14 protein-coding genes are annotated in these 21867 nt (G+C 61.7%); 5 read left to right on the forward strand and 9 right to left on the reverse strand.

Features of this window, described 5'->3' with window-relative positions; all coding sequences use genetic code 11:
• Positions 1-106: 106 nt before the first annotated feature.
• Together CAI21_RS18910 and CAI21_RS18915 are read right to left on the reverse strand one after the other, a co-directional pair.
• Positions 107-2641, reverse strand: a complete 2535-nt coding sequence (locus CAI21_RS18910; RefSeq protein WP_181919537.1) for an ankyrin repeat domain-containing protein — start codon at positions 2639-2641, stop codon at positions 107-109.
• Positions 2632-4974 (reverse strand): ankyrin repeat domain-containing protein, encoded by a 2343-nt coding sequence (locus tag CAI21_RS18915; protein ID WP_116303727.1) that lies wholly within the window; start codon positions 4972-4974, stop codon positions 2632-2634. The genes CAI21_RS18910 and CAI21_RS18915 overlap by 10 nt, the downstream gene beginning before the upstream one ends.
• Before the next feature lie 440 nt (positions 4975-5414).
• Between CAI21_RS18915 and CAI21_RS18920 the strand changes: the two genes are divergently transcribed.
• Positions 5415-6125, forward strand: a complete 711-nt coding sequence (locus CAI21_RS18920) for a DUF3592 domain-containing protein (protein ID WP_116303728.1) — start codon at positions 5415-5417, stop codon at positions 6123-6125.
• 40 nt (positions 6126-6165) lie between these two features.
• On the opposite strand, the gene CAI21_RS18925 is transcribed toward CAI21_RS18920, so the two are convergent.
• From CAI21_RS18925 to CAI21_RS18955, 7 genes are read right to left on the reverse strand one after another with little or no spacing between them, the layout of a single operon-like run.
• Entirely contained in the window at positions 6166-7761 is a 1596-nt protein-coding gene (locus CAI21_RS18925; RefSeq protein WP_116303729.1) for an AMP-binding protein, read from the reverse strand.
• Complete coding sequence (locus tag CAI21_RS18930) at positions 7758-8741, reverse strand: GNAT family N-acetyltransferase (protein ID WP_116303730.1); 984 nt, start codon at positions 8739-8741, stop codon at positions 7758-7760. The genes CAI21_RS18925 and CAI21_RS18930 overlap by 4 nt, the downstream gene beginning before the upstream one ends.
• Position 8742: 1 nt before the next feature.
• Positions 8743-10083: a diacylglycerol/polyprenol kinase family protein gene (locus CAI21_RS18935; RefSeq protein ID WP_116303731.1), complete on the reverse strand. Its 1341-nt coding sequence runs from the start codon at positions 10081-10083 to the stop codon at positions 8743-8745.
• Between the two features lie 16 nt (positions 10084-10099).
• Positions 10100-11197, reverse strand: coding sequence for a BtaA family protein (locus CAI21_RS18940; RefSeq protein WP_116303732.1), 1098 nt, complete (start codon positions 11195-11197; stop codon positions 10100-10102).
• On the reverse strand, positions 11197-13452 hold the full coding sequence (locus CAI21_RS18945; RefSeq protein WP_220348852.1) for a PEP/pyruvate-binding domain-containing protein: 2256 nt from the start codon (positions 13450-13452) through the stop codon (positions 11197-11199). Before CAI21_RS18945 ends, CAI21_RS18940 begins: the two co-directional genes overlap by 1 nt.
• Positions 13353-14780, reverse strand: a complete 1428-nt coding sequence (locus tag CAI21_RS24240) for a PEP/pyruvate-binding domain-containing protein (RefSeq protein ID WP_220348854.1) — start codon at positions 14778-14780, stop codon at positions 13353-13355. The genes CAI21_RS18945 and CAI21_RS24240 overlap by 100 nt, the downstream gene beginning before the upstream one ends.
• A complete protein-coding gene (locus CAI21_RS18955) occupies positions 14761-16035 on the reverse strand; it encodes a hydroxymethylglutaryl-CoA reductase (RefSeq protein ID WP_116303733.1) in 1275 nt (424 codons plus the stop codon). Before CAI21_RS18955 ends, CAI21_RS24240 begins: the two co-directional genes overlap by 20 nt.
• 595 nt (positions 16036-16630) lie before the next feature.
• Here CAI21_RS18955 and CAI21_RS18960 point away from each other — a divergent pair.
• The 4 genes from CAI21_RS18960 to pheT all read left to right on the forward strand — a co-directional run bounded on the left by CAI21_RS18960 (position 16631) and on the right by pheT (position 21816).
• Entirely contained in the window at positions 16631-17161 is a 531-nt protein-coding gene (locus CAI21_RS18960; protein ID WP_116303734.1) for a glutathione peroxidase, read from the forward strand.
• Between the two features lie 297 nt (positions 17162-17458).
• Positions 17459-18226 (forward strand): helix-turn-helix transcriptional regulator, encoded by a 768-nt coding sequence (locus CAI21_RS25280; protein WP_116303735.1) that lies wholly within the window; start codon positions 17459-17461, stop codon positions 18224-18226.
• A gap of 261 nt (positions 18227-18487) precedes the next feature.
• On the forward strand, positions 18488-19474 hold the full coding sequence (pheS, locus tag CAI21_RS18970) for a phenylalanine--tRNA ligase subunit alpha (RefSeq protein ID WP_116303736.1): 987 nt from the start codon (positions 18488-18490) through the stop codon (positions 19472-19474).
• The gene (gene pheT / locus CAI21_RS18975; RefSeq protein WP_116303737.1) at positions 19471-21816 is read left to right on the forward strand and encodes a phenylalanine--tRNA ligase subunit beta; all 2346 of its coding nucleotides are present in this window, start codon (positions 19471-19473) and stop codon (positions 21814-21816) included. Before pheS ends, pheT begins: the two co-directional genes overlap by 4 nt.
• Positions 21817-21867 lie beyond the last annotated feature (51 nt).

Below are 21867 nucleotides of genomic sequence, written 5' to 3' on the forward strand. Positions count from 1 at the left end.
TTCTTAAGCTATAGAGCGGCTAGCATACAAGATGCCTTGATCTTTAGCAGGTCACCCATGGGTCGGGCGTGTAAGCGCCTGACCCATGGGCCTTTTCAGTAACCTGCTAGCGCTCGTCAGCCCCTGCGTCGCTATACCGGAATACGGTGGTATGGAACCAAGCCGAGGGGCGTTGCGGCAAGGGTTGCGCCTCGCCGCTGACCAAGAGGACCTGCGCGTGGCTCACTACCGAGATCGCGGCGCTGCCTTGCCCAAACAGCCCGCTGGCCCAGGTGATGGCCGGAGCGTCGTCGTGCCAGCTCCACAAGGCAAAACCCGGCCAGTTGGGGAAGGCGGGGCTTGCGTGATCGAAGGCGAGCGTTTTGAGTTCCGCCTGTGCGGGCACGCGCCAGTCGTCGATACCGCACAGCGCTTCCGAGCGGACTAATTGGACATGGGTGGCGAGGTCGCAGGCTTCCCGTTCGCAGTTGTCGTTCCCGTAAGTCGGGTGCCGATAACGGTGCTCTGCCGAATAACGCCCCGCCTCGGTGGGGACGACCCAAGTCAGCCCGCTCATTTGGTCGCGCACGCAGGCCCAAGGGGTTGTTTGGTAGTCGTTGTTCGCCACAATCTGGCCCGAGCTGTCCAGTCGGTCGAACAGTTCTCCGGCGAGCCAGCGTTCGGCGCGCTCGCGGGCTGCCTGCGCTGCGTCCAGGCTTGCCAGCCGCGCTGCGCGTTCGTCTGCCGATAAAGCAAGCGAGTCCTGTGCTAACAAGAGGCGCTCCAGGCCTTCTCGGCTGGTCTGCTGTTGTGCCCAGTCGAGGGGCGTGTGCCCGCGTGCGTCCGCCTGGTTAAGGTCGGCACCGGCGGCAAGCAGTAAGCGGGCGGTCTCGGTGTGCCCGTTACGGACTGCGCGGATCAGCGCCGTATCGCCGGCGGCGTCCGGCTCAGAAACCGGAGCGCCCGCATTGACTAGAACGCGAAGGCTGTCGATGGCTCCGGCATCCACGGCGGCTGTAAGGGGCGAGTGCCGACTGGGTGCAAGCGTTAGGCTCGCGCCTTGCTGTATGAGCCAGGTGACCATGCCGACATTGTCGCCACGGATGGCTGCGAGCAGAGCGGTCGTATCGCCGACGACGGTATCGACATCGACGCCGGCGTTGACGAAACGTCGGGCCGTCCGGCGGTCGTGCTCGGCTGCCGCTAGTATCCAGGTCTGGCGGAAGCCTTCCGAAGCCGGGTCCGCCTGCTTCAGGGCACGCCTGAGCAATGCGCGATCGCCGGTGTCGAGCGCTAGCGTCAGGGCCTCGTTAATCAGCTCATCGGCTTCTCTGTTGCGGTCGATCCGGCGCAGCAGCTCGACTGCCTTCATCGGGTCGCGCTTGATGCCGTGTTCGCCGGTAGTATGAGCGCGGGCGAGCCAGGCTATCCCGTTGTGATCTCCATATTCGGCAGCCCAAATGTACCACTGCACGGCTGCTTCGGGATCTTTCGGGAACCCATATCGCCCCTGTTCCAGACCGGTGGCCGCCCAATAGAATTGGTAAGGATCGCCCAGCTCTCCTGCACGGCGATACCAGACGAGCGCGGTGTCGAGGTCGCCGTCATGTCGGTACCTGTCGGCTAGCGCCTCCGCCGCCTTCGGGTGCCCATTCTCCGCCGCTCGATAGAGCCAAGCCGCCGCTTGAACGCGGTCGTCAGGCTCCTCGGGGAAGTAAAACCAATAGCGGTCGCCGACTTCGTGTTGGGCCATCGCCAGCCCGTTTTCGGCAGCATCTAGGATAAGCGTCCGTGCCAGCTCCTCCTGCGGGTAATCGTTGCTGCCTTGCCGAAGGAGGGCGGTGGTGGCGTAGAGGTACTGCGTGAGCGGGTCGGGGCGGTGGAACGCGCGTTGACGCAGGTAGGCAAGGTCGTGCTCGTTGGCTTCGCGCACTGACCACCGCTGTGAGTGCCACGCCAGGGCTTTGCCCATGTCATACAGCGGCGATGCCGGATCGGCGTACCGTTCGAGGAGGCGGAATGCAGCCGCCGGATGTTCGCTCGCAGCCAGATAGGCCGCTTCGACTAACGAATAGTCGACCCGCCAGCGCTTGGACTCCTCTATGCGGCCAAGGAGGTAATAGGCCATCGGGTCGTCGACATAGCTATCGAGTTGCCTGGGGTCGGCAAGGGCGCCGAGCGTGGGCGCGTAAGTGCTCCGCCGTTGCGGCCGTTCGAGCAATAGGGTGGCGAATACTTCCGCATCGCCCCGTGCCCGGGCCAGCTCCGCCGGGGTGAAACCGTGCCGGTTCCGTTGTTCGACGCTGGCCCCTTTTTTCAGCAACTGTCGTACAAGCTCGGGGTCGCCGGCGTAGACGGCTGAGAACAGGATGGAGTCGCCGTTATGGGTCGTGCCGTGAGGATCCGCGCCGTGTTCGAGCAGCAGCTTTGCCAGCGATCGGTTGTTTTGAGTAATAGCCAGTTCCAGCGAACTCCAACCGTCTTGCCGCCTGAGGTCTGCCGGTACTCCGCGTTGCAGTTGCCGCTCAAGGTATGCCGCATCGCCTTCGTTGAGCGCTTGAAACCAAGCCGCTGTATCGATGTCTCCGGGCATCGTTGCGGTGGAGGCGCAGCCGGTTAGCCATAACAGCCCGAGTAGAAGTACGAATCCGTTTACTCGCATCGTTCTGCGCCTCCTGCGATCAACAGTGCCTTGACGCTTGTGTTGCGGGCGATATCCAACGCGGCTTGGCCCTGGTTGTCCCGCGAGCATATCGAGGCGCCTCCGAGCAGCAGTTGTACGATGGCATCTTCGTTGCCTACGCGAGCAGCTAACATAAGCGGGGTGGTGCCGGAACGATCGGTTCGATCCGGATAGGCGCCGGCTTCCAGCAAATAGTCCACGACTTCCAGCCAGTTTTCCTGGATCGCGACGTGAAGAGGCGTGTCGCCTTGATCGTACCTCCCCATCTGCGGCTGCTCGAGCGACGGGCCGTTGGGGTCGGCGCCGTGCTCGATCAGCAGTTCGACGAAGTACGGTTGTATGTTTGCTACCGCGTGCATTAACGGCGTCCAGCCGCTCTGGAAGCCGTTCCAGTCGTTAGCGCGTTGTTCGGTGTCGGCACCGTCGTTGAGCAGCGCGCGTACGCTGTTGGGGCTGTATTGGGTGATGGCGTAGGACAGGGGGTCCAGGTGATTGCAGGTCGGTGTTGAGTCGACCAAATCTTGCAGCAGACGCCAAGCTCCGACTCGGTCCCTTCGTAGGGCGCTGCAGTAGCGGCTTAGCGCTTCTGTCTGATCGAATTCGACCTCGGCGCCATGAGCCAAAAGCAGTTCCAGGATTTCCCGCCGCCCCTGCTCCAGGGCGATATCGACAGCGTTCTTTCGATAAGCCTGGTTTTCGCCACTGCCCAGGTTTGCGCCGTGGGTAATGAGCGTTTCGACGATATCGGTTTTTCCGTACTCGATGGCTGTGAACAGGGCGTTGCTGTGGCGGTGGCCTTCGCCGTACTCGATAGGGGCGCCTTGCGCCAGCAGTGCCGACACCAAGGGTTGGTTCCCCTTTTCGATGGCGGCGTTTAGAAGCGTCGCCTGGAGATAGGCGGTATCGTCGTCCGCCGGGAGACGATCGTAGGCCAGTAGCGCAACCGCGTTGTGGCCTCTCTCTATGGCGCATTCCAGGGCGTCGGTTATTCCCCAAGCGGTGATGCCGATGGAAGCGCCTGCTTGCATGAGCTGTAACATGAGCTCGCCCATGCCCTGGTCGCAGGCGAGGTGGGCCACCGATTGTCTTTCGTGTCGATGGGGGAATACGCTTGCGTTCGGGTTGGCGCCGGCGGCGAGCAGTTCGCGCGCGAGTGACTCGTTGCCTTGGGCAATGGCGATAGCAAGCGGCGTATGGCCGTCGACGCTGACCTCAAGCGCTATGCCGGGCTGGGCGAGTAGCCACTGCGTCATGAGTGCCCGTTCCTCGGCGATAGCGGTACCGAGTAGGTGGCCCCAGTTGCTGCCGGAAGCGTCTGTCAAGGGAGCGATGCGGGCCAGTATGTCTTTTTCGAGTTCGGAATCCTGGCGTAGCGCGGCACTTGTCAGAATATCGTAAAGCCGGCCGGCAGCGACGAAGGTGTCCAGGCGATTTGTTTGCAGCAGAAGCCGGAGCGTCTCATGATCCCCATACTGGATATTGCGGGCGATGCGGGTCAGCTGCTCCTCGGAAAGCCGTAGCGTCGTGTCCTGCAACGAGGCCTCTAGCATCGAGCGGTTGGAAAACCGCAGTGCCAGATCTAGCCGTTGATCGCCGGAGAGGTTGTCGGCGTAGCCTTGGTCGAGGAAGTAGCGGATATTGCGGTCTTGGCGAGAGCCGAATGCGGCGTCGAGCAGGGTGGCCTTGTCGTCGTTGTCGAGTTGCTCCGGACCGACGTTCAGCGAGCGCAGGAACGGGAACATCGCGGCAGGATCGCCGTAGCCCTGGGCCGTGTGTTTTAGTAGGTCAAGTTGTTGTTCCGGGGTGTCCGGCAGAGGAATGCCGTGCGCCAGTAAGCGTTCGACAACCGCGGTATTGCCGCCGTAAACGGCGGCGGCAAGAATGCGGTTTTCGTCGCGTTGTAGTTCGCCGTGGTCGTCTCGAAAGCCCAGCGCGGTATCCGATCCGAGGGCGAGGCTCGATTCGAGAATTCGCAGCGACCCTCCTAGAGCGGCGGCATAGGCCAACGGAACGCCTTCGATAGGGCTGAATGCGGGGTTGGCGCCTTGCTCGAACAGGTACTCGGCGATGTCCGTTTCGCCCGCTCCGAGGGCAAAGATTAACGGCACCGTCAGCTCGGAACTGCGCCACCAATAGGATTCCGGCATGACCCAGACGGTGTTGACGTTCGCGCCTTTGGCGACGGCGGCTTGCACCTCTTCGAGAGAGCCGGCTTCGATGGCCTCGAAGAGCGAGCGGTCCGGCCCGGCAGCCGCTTTGCCCGCGAGCAGGCAAAAGCATAGGGCTGCAAGGTAGATACGGCGAAACTTCATGTTGCGCGCTTTCCTTGTTCTTTATGATTCTTTCCGACCCGCGATCAAGCCGCGGACGCAGGTTGATACGGGCTCGTGACTTGAAAAAGGTGGGCGGTTAGGTCAAAGGCCGATTGGCAAGTGTCAACTTGTCGAGGCGCTGCCGATAGTGCCGTTAAATAAGCGTTTGTCAGTTTTCGGCGGTGAAGACTTATTGTGCACCAGAGGTGCTTCTTCCCCATAAAAAGGCGGGGGGATATTCCTTTATTAGTGCCATGTTGTCAATTGAATTTGGTACTCTTCGCGCCGGGATGAGCAAGGCGCGATATTGCCGTGTTTGGCAAGGACTACGGCGATGGCTGGCCTGCTTGCTAGACGATGCCGCTCCTCGCGGCCAGAGGCACTAAGGAATTGATCAGTGCCTCCTTAAGGAAGCTACAAGTAGAAGAAGGTTGCTTTGAATGAAGATCTTAAAAGTCGTTCCGCCGTTGTTTCTCTTTATCGGCCTTTCGGCTCTCGTCGGGGCGGGGGTTACCGGGTACAACAGCTATCGGTTTGTAACGACGGCGGAACCGACGGTAGGCGTTGTGCTGGAAGTCCGGCGAGAGATCGGGCGCGATTCGGACGGAAACCAGACGGTTCGCTATTACCCGGTGGTGAGGTATCAAGGGCCGAACGGCATGGCAACTTACCGAAGCCGTTCCGGTTCGAGTTCTCCTCGTTTCAGCGTCGGCGAGCTGGTGCCAATGCTCTACGATCCGGCGAATCCCAGAAATGTGCGCATGGACGACTTTTTCGACCTATGGACGGCCACGGTGTTGTTCTCCGTTTTCGGGGTGATCTTCACACTGGTGGGGGGAAGCGCGGTTTTCGTCTTTGTGCGGCGGGCGAATATCGTCAAAACCCTGAAACGGAATGGCCATCGCGTGCGTGCGCGGATAGAGGGCGTAGGCCGTAATAACAGTCTACAGGTCAACGGCCGGTCGCCTTGGCGGATCAGCTGTCAATGGCACGATCCATCCACCCGGCGGGTGCATGTGTTCTTCAGCGATAATCTGTGGTTCGACCCCAGCCAGTACATTGAGAAAGGGCAGGAGGTCGATGTGCTGGTCGACCTCCGCAACCCGAAGCGGCATTACGTGGATACGTCGTTCCTGCCGGCCGCGGGGTAACGACGCGCTTCCAATCGCAAGCACGGGGACGGTTCGTGCCCTACGCCGGCTTGGCCTGCCGTCCCTGACTCGCGACATTGATTAACCGCTGCCGCAGCATCGGGTAGTCCACTTTGGCGTTGTGCCGACGGTCCATGGGGATGCGGTCCAGCAGCACGACTCTGTCCAGCCTGGCCCAGGTGAGTCGGTAGCGCAGCTCGGCCAGGTCCAGGGTACTTTTCATTTCCACCGCCAGTAGGCGTTCGCCGTTGAGTTCGAGCAGCGCACAGGCCGTCACTGCCGGTAATTGCCGCGCCGCACATTCCACCGCAAACGGATAGAGAATCCCCTTGGCATCTTGAATGCGCGCACTGCTGCGGCCGAGCAGCCACAGGCGCCCCCGCTCGTCCAGGTAGCCGCTATCGCCGGTGCGATGCCAGCGGCGGCCGTCGACCTCGAACTTGGTTTCGGCATCCCCCAGGCCTTGCAGATAACCGGGCAGGACGTGCTCGCCGCTGACTACGATTTCGCCGGGTTCGCCGGCGGGCAGACATTGCGCCTCGAACGCTTCTCGGGTGAACGGCTCCAAGGGGGTGCCCCAGCGCTCGGGTAGAATGCGCAGTTCGATCTCAGGTACCGGCGTTCCGGCCAGCAGTCCGCGACCGCCGACCATCGCGGTAATCTCTGCGGGCGAGATTTCCTCATGCGCCACATGTGCGATGGGCTCCGCCTCGGTGGAGCCGTACACGGCCGTGACCCGCGCTGCCGGTGCTACCTGCTGTAACCGCTCCAGCAAGTCGGGGAATACCGGCGCGCCGCCGGTGTAGATCTTTTTCAGCGCCGGGAGCGTAGTGGCGGTTGCGCGACAGTGTTCGACCAGCCGCTGAAAGAATGCCGGCGATGCTCCGCTACGGCTGGGCTGATGGCGTTGAATGTCGAGCAGCAGTCGGCGGGCGTTTATCCGCCCTGGGCTGCGTAGGTCCACGTTGGGAATCAGACTAGTGACGCCGGAAGCTAGGTTGGCGAGCACGAAGATGGGCAGGGTGCTTAGATCGACTTCTCCGCTTTGCAGCGCCAGGCCGGCTTCCAGGGTTCTATGCTGCGCCATGAGAAAACCGTGGCTGCGGACGGCGGCCTTGGGTTCGCCCGTGCTGCCGCTGGTGAAGGTGAGCAGGGCAGGTGCGCTGTCCGGTAGTTCGACGGCCGGAGCCTGCGGGAGCTTTTCGGCGCTGGCAATGCGTTTGGCTCCCGGCACCCAGGCGCCGGTGCTGAATGCGAGCGGGATGCGGCGCAGGGCGGGCGATAGCAGCCTGAGCAGGTGCGCTTTGGGGCTGGCGATCAGTGCCCGGGGCGGATGGCGCCGGCAGCATCGTTCCATGTGCTCGCGACCCGTGCTGGGGTCGAGGAACATCGCGACCAAGCCCAGCCGGAATAAGGCGCTGAGCACCGTGTAGAGTTCGGCTGACATGGGTTGCAGGACTAGCACGGTATCGCCTTGCTTGAGGCCGTGCCGGTGCAGCCGGGTGGCCAGTCGGGCCGCTGCCTCGTTCAGTTCCCCGAAGCCGGTTGTGCGGGAGCGGCCGCGATGGTTGTCGATAATGGCCGCTTGGTTCGGCTGAGCATGTGCCCGCCGTTCGAGAATCTCGGCGATGTTCATGACGTGAGTCTCCGGCAGAGGAGTACGTAGCGCCGCATCGGTTCCCCATAGCGTTCGCTGATCCGACGGGAGCGGTTGGCGTCCACCATCAGGGCATGGACGGCGCGTCGGTAGCCTAGCTCGCCCGCTCGCTGCTGAACCTTGGCGGTTAGCCAACCGCCGAGGCCGTTGCCACCCTGCTCGGGGTGAACCGCCAGCGTTTTCACGATGACCGTGTCTTGTTGAGAACGCAGCAGGTCGGGTAGAGCGAAGACGAAGCCGCAGAGTTCGTCGTCGCGCTCGGCCAGTAGGACGAGTTCTGGGTTAATCCGTGCTCGCAGTGGGCGGTACAGCGCCAGGAAGTCCTCTGCCGGCATGGCGTCGTAGAGGAAATTATCCCGAAAGCTGCTCAGGCTCAGCCGGTGGATGCGGCCTAACTCGGTGTCGAAGTCGTCGAGCCGCAGCGTGCGCAGGCGGTAACCTGCCGCCGTCAGCTTGGCGTCTAGCGCGGGTAGGTGCGGATCGGCGTGCGTCAGATCCGGATTCAGCCCCGAGCGGTAGCGGGCCAGGGTGTCGAAACCGGCCGCCTGCCAGTGTCGAGGCCATTCGGGCGGATGCCAGGGCTCCATGAAGAAGGGCGTCTCGTCGCCGCGCTCGCTAACGAAACGGAACGAGCGCCAGGTGTTGCCGTCCATCGGACCTATGGCGACGGTGCAGCCTTGGTCGGCAAGTGCGTTGCATACGTGCTCTAGCAAGGTGCGCCCCGATTCGGCATCGGCGGCGCCGTAGTGGCCGATAACCCCCGGCCGTTCGTCCGGTAGGGGCGGTACGGTGCGCCACCATAACGAGCAACGGGCCAGGACGGTGTTGCGGTCAAACAGTACCCAGTGGGCGTCGGGGCGGTGGTGCTCCAACGCGTTTGCATCCCAGCCTGCCAGTTCCGGCGCCGGGGTGAGGGAAGCTAGCTCGGCGGCGGTGCGAATGTGTTTAAGTCTCGTCATGTCAGCTCACCATGAGTCCGAGTGAGGATGCGGCGGCGGCGATACCGGCCTGCCGCAGCCAGCGCGGGGTGTCGGTTGGGCAGTCGTCTAGGCCCGGTTGTAGGCGCGAGAACGCGACGGCGGCGAGTAGGGTCGTCGTTCCGCCGAGCAGTACCTGTGCGGCAAGTAGGTAATCGGCCGTCGGCCCGACGATCTCCAGCAGGCCGAGCGCGGCGAACGGGAGCAATAAGAATATCCAGGCTTTGAAGGCGCTACCGGCCCACACTTGTTGCGGGCTGCGCTCCGGGTATTGATGACGCAGGCGGGCAACGCCGATGATGGCGAGCTGCGCGGCGAAGGCCAGCGTGTAAGGGTAGATGAGTTCCGGCCGTGCCGTCTGAGCGGCGATCGTCAGCCATAGCAGTCCCGGTGCGGCGACGCTTAGCAGGGCTCGCAGCCCATGCACGCTCGCGCTGTTGGCTTCCGTGCGCGGCGACAGCCAGACGTAGCCGACGAACACGATCAACGGCGGTATCAGCCACGTCCAGCCGCCGATGGCCCAAATGAGATAGCCGATCAACGCCGCGGCCAGTGCGGTGCTGTCGTTTAGCGTGGTGCGGGTACGCCACCACCAGGTGAACCCCACCAGGGCCGCCGTCACCAGCAGTAGCAGCGCGAGATCCGTAGCGCCGGCCTCCCAGTAGGTTTGTAGGAGGAGATAGCTACCCAGCGGGATGAATAAATTATCCATCCCGCGCCAGGCGGCGGCCTCCAGCAGCATGACGAGCAGGCCGATGACGACGGCGATGAGCAGCGTCTCCAGTCGCCCAAGTTCGCTGAACAGCAGTAAAGGGATGTGCACGCTGAGGAAGGCGACCATGAGAAAGGCGATGGAGCCTTCCACACTCTTCTCGCCCTCGCTGGTGCTGTAGCGGGCGCGGCCGTAGCGCACGCCGACGAGGGCGGCGACGGCATCCGCCAGCGTCAGCACCAAAAGCGGCACCACGTACAGCAGCGGTTCTTCCCCGGCGAGGACGAAGAGACCGGCGACGGCGGCGGGAAAATACATCTCGCCCAACGAGTCGCGTGCTACGCCGTGCAGTACCGTACCTGGCCCTTGCCCGCGCCGGGCGAAGAGCTTGGCGGCAGCGAGGCCGGCGATGGCTAGCAGTCCGAGCAGCAGCACCGGCCAGGCGCTGTCGAATAGCCAGGGAAAGCTCAGGGTGATGCCGCCCGCGCCGACATGGAAAAGCTTGCGTAGCAACTCCGGGTGCGGATTGCGACGGCGCTGCCAGAGCCACAGCCCCAGGGCGAGGGCAGCCAGGGCGCCGAGAACGGATGCGATAGCGAGCCAGGGATTCATGGTTGTTGTTCCTTGGTTACCGGAGCTCTTCGACTACGAAGCGGCTGTAGAAGAACGCCTTGTCCTGGGTATGCAGCCGGTCGGCAAGCTCTGTGAGCGGATGCAGCCTATCGGCCAGCGACTCGGGCCGGCAGCGAGGGGCGAGCATGTTCCAGTAGGCCAGCCGACCGCCCGGGCAGCCGGCTTCGTGCAGGCGGGTCAGGAGCTGTTCCTGGGCGTCCGAACTCATGTATTCGAAGATGTCGCTAAGGTTGCAGGCGTGCAGCGTGCCGGGTTCAAGCCGCGGCAGGTATTCCTCGACGGAGCATCGGTGCCATTCAAGGCGGTCCAGGTTGGTGCGGATGGCGTCGAAATTTTCCTGCCGTAGGGCGTAGGGCAGTGCGCTGCCATGCTCGCCGGTGAGGATCCAGTGTAGGTAAGGGTTTTCCGCCGGGTCGAGTGCCGTGAGGGCGTGCCGGGTGCGGGCGAGCAGCCGGTCGGCGACGCTACCCTCTACGTAGCGAAAGAAGGCCGGATCGCGCCCTAGCCGCCCCATCACGAAGCGGGAGAAGAACAGGCGGAATAACAGTCGCCAGCGCCAGCTATCCCACTGCTTGTCGTAGAACTGCTGGCGGGTGTGGCGATCGCCACCCGCCAGTAGCACTGCTACTCGGTCGCTGGAATGAACCAGCGGCAGGACCCGCTGCCGAAACAGGCGAAAGTAGCGCTCGAATTTGCCTGCGCTGCCGATGCCCTGGCGGATGGCGGCCCCTTGGGTGTCCCAGAATCGGCGGGTATCGGTTGTGAGGGCTGTCCGGCAACGGCGGTACAGCGCTGCCCGGTCGCGCCAGGGGCGCGAGCCCATGAGCCCCAGCAGCTCGTGGTGTTCCAGTTCTCGGTAGGCGGCGACGCGCAGTTCCAGGCAGGCAAGCTGCGCGGCGCTGAGATCCAACGCGACGACGCGTTCCGGGCCGCGGCTTAGCATGGCCAGGGCGTTATCGCCGGCAGAGGCGATGGACAGGCATTGCTGCCCAGGCTGGATGTCCAGTGCGGTCAGCAGGATATCGGCGTCCTCCCAGCACTGGGCGTAGCGGACGGCTGAGAAATCGGCGTGTTGTCGGACTTCGCTGCGCATCAGGCGGCCTCCTCGGCGGTTGTGCCCAGGCGGCGGATGACGCCCCTGGCGCCGTCCATCTCGATCCACTCGCCGTCGGTCAGTGCGTGGGTAATATCCGCTACCGCGACGATGGCGGGAATACCCAGTTCGCGGGAGACGATGGCAGCGTGGGAGAGCAGACTGCCGTGCTCGACCAGGATGCCGCTAGCGGCGGAGAGCAGCATGATCCAGCCCGGATCGGTGCGTTCGGCCACCAAGATCTCGCCTTCGCGGATGACGGCATCGCGCGGCTCGCGTACCACCCGAACTCGGCCGCGGACTACGCCTGGGCAGCAGGCCAGGCCCTTGAGGTCGCCTTTTATCGCGGCGGCGGGCGTCTCTCTGCGGTAGTCCTGGCCGTGTGCTACTAAACCGCGGGTTTCGAAGCGATCGGCCGGTGCCGGCAGCGTGCGGTAGCTTTCGAATTCGCGCCGCCGGATGGCGATCAAACCTTTGAGGTCCGTGCAGGTGGCGGTGCCGTCGGTGTAGCGCAGCGCCTCTTCCAGTTCCAGGTAAAAGATGTCCTGCGGTGTCTCCAGCAAGCCGTTGGCGTGTAAGCGGCGCCCCAGTTCGATAAAAATGCGGCGCACGCGGCCGAAGACACGGGTGCGTTCGAAGCGTAGGTTTTCGCGGCCGACCACGCGGGCGCGGGTGTGTCGCAGCACCCAGCGGAACGCCCAGCGTCGCAGTGGATGCCCCTTTAGGGCCTCGTCGACGCGCTGCTCCGCGGCCGTGCGGATTGTCAGTGCGACGTTCTCCAAACCCTGGCCGTCGGCACGTTGCGCTAACTGCCCGACCGCACGCAGCAACGGCAGCGGATCGTCGCGCAGGGTGGGGCTTTCCAGTTTCAGTTCGTCGAGGCAACGGTCGCCGAAGAGGTCGAGATAGCCTTGGTAGGTCGAGGTGAACGCCGTATGTTGGGTGATCGCTTGGCGTATCTGCGGCAGCGAACCCTCGGCTAAGGTCTGTGGCAGCGCCGGCGCTTGCCGGGCCAGCTCCGCCAGCACCCGAAGCCAACGGGCCGGTTCGGTGCTGATCATGCCGCCTTCGCCGACCAGCAGGTCGTTGTGCAGGCTGTCGTTGTCGTCGTGACACCAACGGCTGCTGAGGCGGCGCAGGGTGCCGTAGAAAATCATGGCGAAGAAGTCGTTGACCAGCGGCGCGTCCCAACGCTCCAGCAGCTCCGCTTCCAGCGCGTGGTAATGGCGCACCAGTTCGTCCGGGCGCATCTGCTCCAGCGGTACGGTCGGCGGTGTCAACGCGCGCTCCAGCCGTTGCTGAAAGTGTCGGGTTTGGGCAGGCAGGCGTAGCCAGCTGCTGACGATGCCGCCGAGGCTGCGGGTCAAATAGAGGCTGTCGACGAGACGGTCTCTGAACCGGGGCGGCTTGTGCTCGGCCAGTAGGGCCGGCGGTAGGCTCTCGCGCACGCCCATCATCTGTTCCATAAAGCCGCGATTGACGGTGAAGCCAGGTAGCAGGGCCAGCACCCGGTACCAGTTCAGCAAATTATAGTAAACCCGACCGCGGATTAACCCCAGCATACGGCGGAAAGTGGTGCGATTGGCCTCGATCCGGTGTTGCGGTACCCGCATTAAGCGGCAGAACTGCCGGTATACGGCTTCATAGGCGCCGCGCGCAAAGGAAAAGGTGAGCGGTGTCGTAATGCCGCTGTAGCTCTCGGCGATGTTGCTGTTATCCCAGATATTAAGTTCGCCGTCAGGGTCGGGCAGGTGAGCGAGAGTGGTGATGGGGCGGGATTGCAGCAGGTACAGCCGGCCGTCCTCAAAGGCCCATTCGATGTCTTGCGGACAGCCGAAGTGCCGCTCGCAGGTGCGGGCCAGTGCGGCAACCTCGCGTACCTGCGCGTCCGTTAGTGCCGGCTGGTTGGCGAGGGTTGCAGGGAGGTGCTCCGGTGCGACGCCTTCCCCCGCTGCGGGCGCCATACGATACGCAACCGGTTGATCGGCCACAGTCGTTTCGGTGATTCGGCCGGTGCGGTCGACGCGGAAGGTATCCGCATCGATGTCGCCGGACACTAAGCCGGTACCCAGGCCGTAAACGGCGGCAATGACCGCACTGCCGCGCGCGCCGGAAACGGCGTCGGCGCTGAAGGCAACGCCCGCGGTGTCGGCGTCTACCATACGCTGGACGAGTACCGCCGGCGTCGCGGTGCGACCGGTAGGCCCCGTTCGTGGCGGTAAGCAAGCGTGCGTTCGCCGAAGGCGGAGCGCCATACGCGGGCGATTCGGTCGGCGGCGTCTTCCGGAGCGACGAACAGGTAGCTGTCTAGCTGGCCGGCGAAAGAATGTTGCGCGCCGTCTTCGTCGACCGCCGAGGAGCGTACCGCAACCCGCTCGCCATAGGGGCAGAGCCGGGTCAGGGCTGCCATCAGTTCCAATTGCAGCTCGGCGGCGGGTTCGAGCGCGTTGACGGCGTCGGCAATCGCTTTTGGGTTGCCGTCGGCCAAGAGGGCTCGCTGCGCGTCGCTCAGGCTTGCCAATAGAGCCTCGGGCGTGACCGCAAACCACGCAGGGATGGGTAAGCTGCCGTGCAGGGATTGTAGTGCAAACGCCTTGCCGCCGAGTTCTGCGAGCGGGGCGGCGTCGGTCGGAAACCGGAGGTAGTTCATGCCTGGATCTCCCATTGCAGGGCGCCGAAGAGCAGGGCCGAATAGACGGCCAGCGTCCAGAGCGCGGAAAGGGGTTCGAGCCAACGGGCGTTGCGGGCGGCGCTGGATGTAGCGCCCCGCCGCCCAGCCGGCGAGCAGTAGCAGGCTGCCTAGAGCGACGGCCGTGGCTCCAGCAGAGTTGAACGGAGCGGCCGCCGCGGTGGCGAGCATGGCGGTTGTCGTCATTGCCGCCAGCCATACCAGTGCGCCGCGCCGCCGGCCCCAGACGACCGAATAGGTGTCCACGCCCGGCTCTTCGTCTGCCGGCGCGCGAAGCTTGCGGCCGACTTCGAGTACGACGCCGTTGGTAAGACTCATCAGCAGAAACATGCCGAGCCAGGCAGATGGATGTTCCGTTGCGGCTAGCCAATCGAAGGCGGTGGCGTACAGCAGGATCAGAGGCATGATGAGCATGTGCGAGCACAAGTAGGCGAACGGGCGCGCCTTCAGCCATTCGGCAACGAAGAATTCCTTACTCATCAGTCCCAAGTAGGCCCATGCGAGCAACAGCGGGAGCAGCAGCAGCGGGGTAATCCAAAGTGCCAGCACGACTTGCGTTGCAGCGGCGATCGCGCCCAGCCTCGCTAACCCTTGTAGGCTGACCAGGCCGCGCGGTACGGCTCGGTAGGGGCGATAGCGGCAGTCGTCGGCGTAGTCCTTGAACTCGTCGGCGATGCGCAGGCAGAGAAAGAACAATAAGGTGCCGATGATTGTCGCCAGCAGCGGTGCCAAGGCAGGCAGCCCTGGTTCCCCGCGCAGAGCGGCGGAGTAGCTCAGCGCCGTTAGGCTGACCAGCGCAATCAGCGGCAGGTGGGCGTGCAGTGGGAAACGCTCGCGCTGATACTGCCACCAGCGGCCGAGCAGGGTTGTCGAATCAGCTGTCTTTGCGGTCACGGGCGAGTACCTTGTGCGCGCGGGAGAAGTGGCCGGCGCAGAGGGCGCCGATGATGGAGAGTTCGCCGCCGAGGGTGAGTCCGGCGGCTACTTCGGCTAAAGCGCGTGCCTTGCCGGGGCCTTTGAGGCCAAGGATGCTGAGGCAGGCTGCTTGGCTAGGCAGGCCGGTGCCGCCGCCGACGCTGCCTACGATCAAATTGGGTAGGGTAACGGCGGCGTAGAGGCCGTCGTCGGTCAGCTCGAAGCGAGTGACGCCGACAGCGGATTCGGCCACGCAGGCGGCATCTTGACCGCAGGCGATGTAGAGGGCCGCCAGGCCGTTGGCGTAGTGGCCGTGCACGCCGATGGTGCCGCTCATTACCCCGCCCAGAGCGGACATGCGCCAGTAGTCCACCATCGACTCCGGCGTGGTGTGCAAGCGTTTTTCTACCAATTCGCGGGGGAGGTGTATTTCGGCCGTCGCTTTACGGCCGCGCACCCCGAGAAACGACTGCGCGCTGGCCTTCTTATCGCCGGACAGGTTGGCCTCGATGAAGTGGTACTGCGGTTTGACCGGCGCATGCGCGAGGATGTGCGCGCAAATTGCCTCGGTGGCGATGGTGACCATGTTTTGGCCGGCCGCATCGCCGGTGGCGAATTCGAAGTGCAGATAGACGTGATTGCCTTCCACGGTGAGGCGCAGGTTTTTGAGTTTGCCGTGGCGGGTAGTGCTTTCCCCAACTTGTCTGAGTTCGTTCAGCGACGACACGGCCCAGGCTGCGAATTCTCCGGCCTCGCGAAGGTTGGCAAAGGCGAAGCCAGGCGCGCGGCTGACGCCTTCGTCGAGTAGCATCGCCGCGCAGCCGCCGGCTTCGGTGATGAGCTGCGCGCCACGGTTGTAGGAGGCGACCAGGGCAGCCTCCGTGGTGGCTAAGGGAAGGAAGTAATCGCCCTGCGCGAACAGACCGTTGACGCGTAGCGGTCCGGCAATGCCTACCGGTACTTTTACGGTGCCGATGAAGTTTTCGATGTTGGCCCGATAGGCCTCCATGTCGGCGCGAGTTTGCGTATCCAGCAGTTGTTCCCGCACCTTGGCGTCGCCGCCTACGGCTTGCCAGCGCCGTTCGACCAGTGCCGGTTTGCAGCGCGGGCTTAACGGCAGGCGCGCTTTGGCAGGATGGCGGCGGTTTTCTAGGCGGTCGTAGAGCTGCTCGATGGGGTAGATGTCGAGTAGCTGCGACAGGTAGTCGTTCAGCTGATAGTGATCGGTAGCCATGTGCGCTTGTCTCTTATTCTTGGGGCGCTGCCGCGCGCGGACTTCTTTGGTCCCGCAGCGGGTAGAGCGAAGGTTGTTGCTATGCCTGCAGCAAGGGAGCGGGATTGGGTTGCTGGGGGCTGTGGCCAGCGTATGAAGCGCAGCCAACCGGGGGCGGCGAGAGCGTGGCAATGCGAACGATTTTGGCGCTGAAATCAATCATTGAATGCCTCTGGCGTGTTCGGTGGTGGAGGCATTCTTGTTGGGAATCGAGTATGAGGCAATACGAAAATTATAGGTATCGTTATTTGATACCTTTGGGGATGTTAGGCGCAACTTACCGTTGGCTAAAAGGCATCGTGTACGGAGTGGCGGAACAGAGCTTCGGAGGTGAGCGGCGAGCTTACGCACCATTGCGATGATTGTTTCGGCGACGGTCTGGTCGGTTGGGCTGTTGGCGATGTCGCGGACAAAGGACTATCTTTCTTGAGGTATCCGGCATTACGCTCTCGGTAATCTCGGTCGGCTATTAGGAGCCCTTTTTTGTCTCGACCTCGCTATGCTTTAGGCAATCCCCAGCATTAGCGGAAGCAATCCGCCCCAGTCAGGAGGACCTATGCGCGGAATTCTCTTAATTGTTTTGCTTTTTGCCTGGACTGCCGCTCAGGCCGAGACCTGTCCGGAAATACTGCAACATGAAATGCGGGCGCTGAATACGGATGAAGTCGTAGATTTGTGCGAGCGCTATCAAGGTAAGCCCTTGCTGATAGTGAATACCGCGAGCCGCTGTGGCTTTACCTCGCAGTTCGAAGATCTTGAGGCGCTGCATCGGCAGTATGCAGACAAGGGCTTGGCCGTACTTGGCTTTCCATCTAACGATTTTCGTCAGGAGGCCTCTGAGGAGGGAGTGACCGCCGAGGTTTGCTATATCAATTACGGCGTGACCTTCGATATGTATGCGCCGATCAGTGTCCGCGGAAAAAGCGCTCATCCGTTGTTCGCAAGCCTTGCCAGCGAGCAGAGGGCGCCGGCGTGGAACTTCTTTAAATATCTTGTCTCCCGTGAGGGCGAGGTGGTGGCGGCGTTCTCCAGCCGGACGAAGCCCTCTGATCCCCGACTCATCGAAGTGCTGGAAAGCCTTTTGTAACGTAGGTGTGTATTGGCGGGGGCTATTTTTATCGCAGCACGGTAGCACCGGGCTAGGGGTTGGCTCAGGATTAATCGACGCACTTCTGTTCGGTCGCGATAGGCGCTATCGCAGGGTCGCCCGCCCAGCGGAAGCTCGTAGTGTCATCCTGCGTCTTTGGTTTTTTATGTAAAGCAATCGATTGTGGATAGCTGCTCGGTCTGCTGAACCGGTAATGAGAAAGGCGATCCGCCCTAGCCGTTCGGTTAGGTTGAAAGTGAGATTTGATGTGTTGTCATTAAATTAGGTCTTACGCTTATGGGGGTAGCTGGTATGGATGCCACGCTTGAGCTTCCGAGCGATCTAAAGGGCAGCGAGTTTCAGGGCCTGGTCATGCATATTACAAATTGCCTGCGTGACCGTGACGACCGGGCTGTGCGAGCTGCGTTGCGGTGGTTGCAAGAATTGACGGTTTGCGACGGCCTCATAGTGTGTCAGCTGAAGTTTGAGGCAGAGTCGCGGCTGCACCAAGTCATCAACGTAAGCTACAGCGCTCGCTGGGTTAACGAGTATTTAAAACAAGAGTTTCAGCGATTGGACCCCGTTCTTTTGTTCGCATCGCGCGGCGAAGGGGCGTATGGCTGGAGCGATGCGTTCGAGGCGGTAACGATACCGGGAGTGGATCGGTTTATCGAAGCGGCGAATGATTATGGGCTTAACGATGGATTTGCCTACTCCTACGTTGAGCCTGCCCACCATGAGGAAGAGAGAGTAACCACCGTATGCTCTTTAGCGATGTCGAACCGGAGCCTGCGTTGGGGGGCATACTATGCGCTGCATAGTCTGGTGCCTGCGCTTCACATTGCTGCAAAAGGGTTAATCGTTGCTTCGCCTAGTCCGCTGACGGTGCGCGAGATGGAAGTGTTGAAGTGGGCGGCGGCCGGTAAAACGGTGTGGGATATCGGCATGCTGCTGAGCTTGTCCGAGTCGACCGTTAAATTCCATTTGTCAAACATATACCGGAAGTTGGATGTTACAAATAGGGCGCAAGCTGTAAGCAGAGCCCTTCAAGCCGGATTGATCTGAGCGATCCTTTAGAGTGGCCGTTCTTGACGCGCATGGAGCGACGACGCCCTACCGTTATCGCCGGGGCGTTTGCGTATCCGCGGCTTGTATTGTCTGCGTTCGTTAGAGGGCTGCTTGATAGATTCCCGCCGGACGGCTTAATGTTAGCTGCTATGACATATACCTACCTTCGAAGGGGAGTGAAGTCTTGTCACGGATGAGCAAATTGGATGGCGACGGGTTGGTTGTCGGTCTTTATAGCCTGATCTCGGGAGTGGCGAAATGAAGACCGAAGCCGTAGAGGAAGTCCAACGCGCCGAAGATCTCGATGCGCTTCAGCAAGTACGAGTGAAGTACCTAGGCAAGAAAGGTCTTGTAACGCAACGCCTTAAAACGCTAGGTAGCCTTGATCCTGAGGAGCGAAAGATTCAGGGGCAGGCGATAAACGCGCTTAAACAAGAAATTGAAGATGCGATCAAGAAGCGCAGAGCCGAGCTTGAGGCGGCCGAACTAGAGGCGTCGCTGGCGCGAGATCGCGTTGACGTCACCCTGCCTGGTTATCGCCTTCCTACTGGGGGGCTGCATGTTTTGACGCAGGTCATTAACCGTCTCTTAGAGGTATTCCGTACCATGGGATACGAAGTGGTGACAGGCCCCGAGCTAGAGACGGACTATTATAACTTCACGGCGCTTAACTTCCCTGCCGAGCACCCGGCAAGAGACACCCAGGATACGTTTTGGACGACGGACGGGAGGCTGCTTCGTACCCATACGAGCCCTGTTCAGGTGCGGTATATGAAACATCGCAAGCCGCCTTTTAAGGTGGTCGCACCGGGAAGAGTATTCCGCAACGAGGCGGTTGATGTTACCCATGAGGCGCAGTTTCATCAGCTAGAGGCGCTGGTCGTCGACACCCACATAACTATGGCCGATTTGCGCGGCGCCATTAGCACAATGGCTACGGCGTTGTTCGGAGATGGCATTAAGACACGCTTGCAACCGTCGTACTTCCCATTCGTTGAGCCGGGGGCTGAGTTTGCGATTTGGTGGGAAAATCCACGCACGGGGAAGTCGGAGTGGCTTGAGCTTGGCGGTTGCGGAATGGTGCATCCGAACGTTTTTCGTGCGGTTGGCTATGAAGGGTTTACCGGGTTTGCCTTCGGCTTCGGGATCGAGCGCCTCGCACTGATCTCTTACGGGATTCCCGATATCCGTTACTTCCACCAGAACGACTTACGTTTTCTGCGGCAGCTGCGAGGTGGGTTGTGAGAATTCCGTATAGCTGGTTAAGCGACATTGTGCCAGGCCTGCCATCGCCTCATAGCACTGCGGATTTGCTGAATAGTTTGGGTCTTAGCGTTGAGGGCATCGACGAGATTCCGGCAGCGCCCGCGTCTGTTGTCGTTGCCGAGGTTCAATCGTTTCGCCCGTTGGAGCAAAACCCGACGTTATTTGAAGTCTGCGTGAGCGATGGCTCCCGTTCCCGATCCGTTGTCTGCGGGGCGCCGGGGCTCTACGTTAACATGCGGACCGCCCTTGCCTTGCCGGGCGCTGTATTGCCGGGAGGCGCCGAGGCAGTAAAGTCGCAGTCGATAGCTGGTTTACACAGTGAGGGAATGCTTTGTAGCCCTAAGGAGCTTGGTCTTTACGACTACTCGGGGGGCTTGGTTGAGTTCTCGGACGATGCGAAGGCCGGAGCGCTCCTTGCCGAGCTTTGGCCGGCTGAGACGGTGCTTGAATTAGAACTCACGCCAAACCGCACCGATGCTTTTAGTCTCCTTGGTGTGGCGCGCGATCTTGCGGCAAAGCTGGATGTAGCCATTAAGCATCCAGCGCAGGGTGTCGATCCTGGGGTGGCGTGCGAAGAGGCGACCGAGGCTCTAAGTATCGACGTAGAGGATGCCGTCGAGTGCCCCCGATTTACGGCGAGGATTATCGACCACGTTCGTATTAAGCCAAGCCCGCTCTGGATCCAACGGCGGCTGGCTGCTCTTGGGCTAACGCCTCGCAACAATATCGTTGATGCGACCAACCTGGTGACCTTCGAGCTTGGCCAGCCCTCGCATGCTTACGACAGGGAGCGGATTGGCGCGAAGTTGTCCGTACGGCGCGCACATGCCGAGGAGAAGTTTGCTGCGATTGGGGGGCAGGAGCTTCAACTTGCTCCGGAGGATTTGGTCGTCGCAGCGCGCGATGATTCTGGAGCCGACACACCGGTTGCGTTGGCTGGTGTTATCGGCGGCGCCGAGTCTAGTGTTAGCCCGTCCACTCAGCAGCTTGTTTTGGAGGTGGCGCACTTCGACCCGGTGACGATCAGAAAAGCCGCGAAGCGTCATAAGCTGATCACCGATGCGCATTATCGGTTCGAACGCGGTACCGATCCGAATTTGCCGCCGATCGCGTCGGCTCGTTTGGCCCATTTGATTGAACAGGTAAGCGGAGGGAAGGCTCGCTCAGAGTACTACGATGTTGGCGTTGCTCGGCAGCGGTCCGAAATACGCTTCAGACCGGAGCGGGTGCCCTTTCTCACTGCGTTGGCCGTCGAATCGGACGTTCAGAAGAAATACCTAGAGCGGTTGGGGTGTGTGGTTCGCACCACATCTGACGGGCACTGGAGCGTCCGTCCGCCGAGCTGGCGCTTTGACCTAGCGCTAGAAGAAGATTTGGTGGAGGAGGTAGCCCGGCTATACGGGTACGAGAACATCCCGGAGACCTTCCCGACCATTCCTTTCGTTCCCGACCTCGCCGATGTGACTTACGGAAACCTTCGAATGCGGCTTGCGTCGATGGGGTTCCAGGAGATCATGAACTACGTTTTCGTCAGTGCGCATGAGTTGGAGCAAGCGGGGGCGCAACCGCACAAAGTGGTGCTTGAGAGTCCGCTAAGTGCTGAACGGAATGTTTTGCGAACGTCGCTCCGCCCCGGACTTCTAGCCGCTGCCCGTACCAACCGAGAATGGCCTGCGGTGGCATTTTTCGAGATTGGGCGTGTGTTTACCGAACAGGAAACCGAGAGATTAGGGCTTTTGCTGCGTGGCGAATGGGGGACGCAAGGGGCGTTTGAGGGGCGCCGCAGCGATTTCTTTGTTCTCAAGGGGATTCTAGAGCAATTGGCCGATCTCGCTAAGGTTGCTTTGGTCATACAGCCCGAGGTTATACCTGGATTGCATCCGGGGGTAGCAGGTGCCGTGATATGGAATGGAGAGCGGGTAGGCATTGCCGGTCGAGTACACCCGGAGATTGAGAAGGCTTACGGTATTAGCGAAACGTTTATGGCAGAGCTTGATTTGCCGTTGCTTGGGCGGCCAGAGACATTTGCCGAGTACAGCCGACAACCTTCGGCAGAGCGGGACTTATCGATCCTTGCTGCTGGTGCCGAACCTTATGATCGGCTTGAAGCGGTGATTAGGAAAGCTGCGGGGCCGTATTTGCTTGATGTCGCGCCATTCGACGTATACCAGGGGAAGGGCATTCCCACTCAGTATAAGAGTGTCGGTATTCGAATGCGTTTTCGGCACCCAACCCGGGCGTTACGCGACGAAGAGGTCGACCGCTCGCTCGCCGATGTTATTGCCGCCCTGCAGGAGGCCGGATACGCCATCCGCACGTAGCGGGGAACGCCAGGGGCGGCGGAATTCGGCTTACGGCTATTTCCGCCGCTG

This window comes from Alkalilimnicola ehrlichii (assembly GCF_003399765.1).
Taxonomy (GTDB): Bacteria; Pseudomonadota; Gammaproteobacteria; order Nitrococcales; family AK92; genus AK92.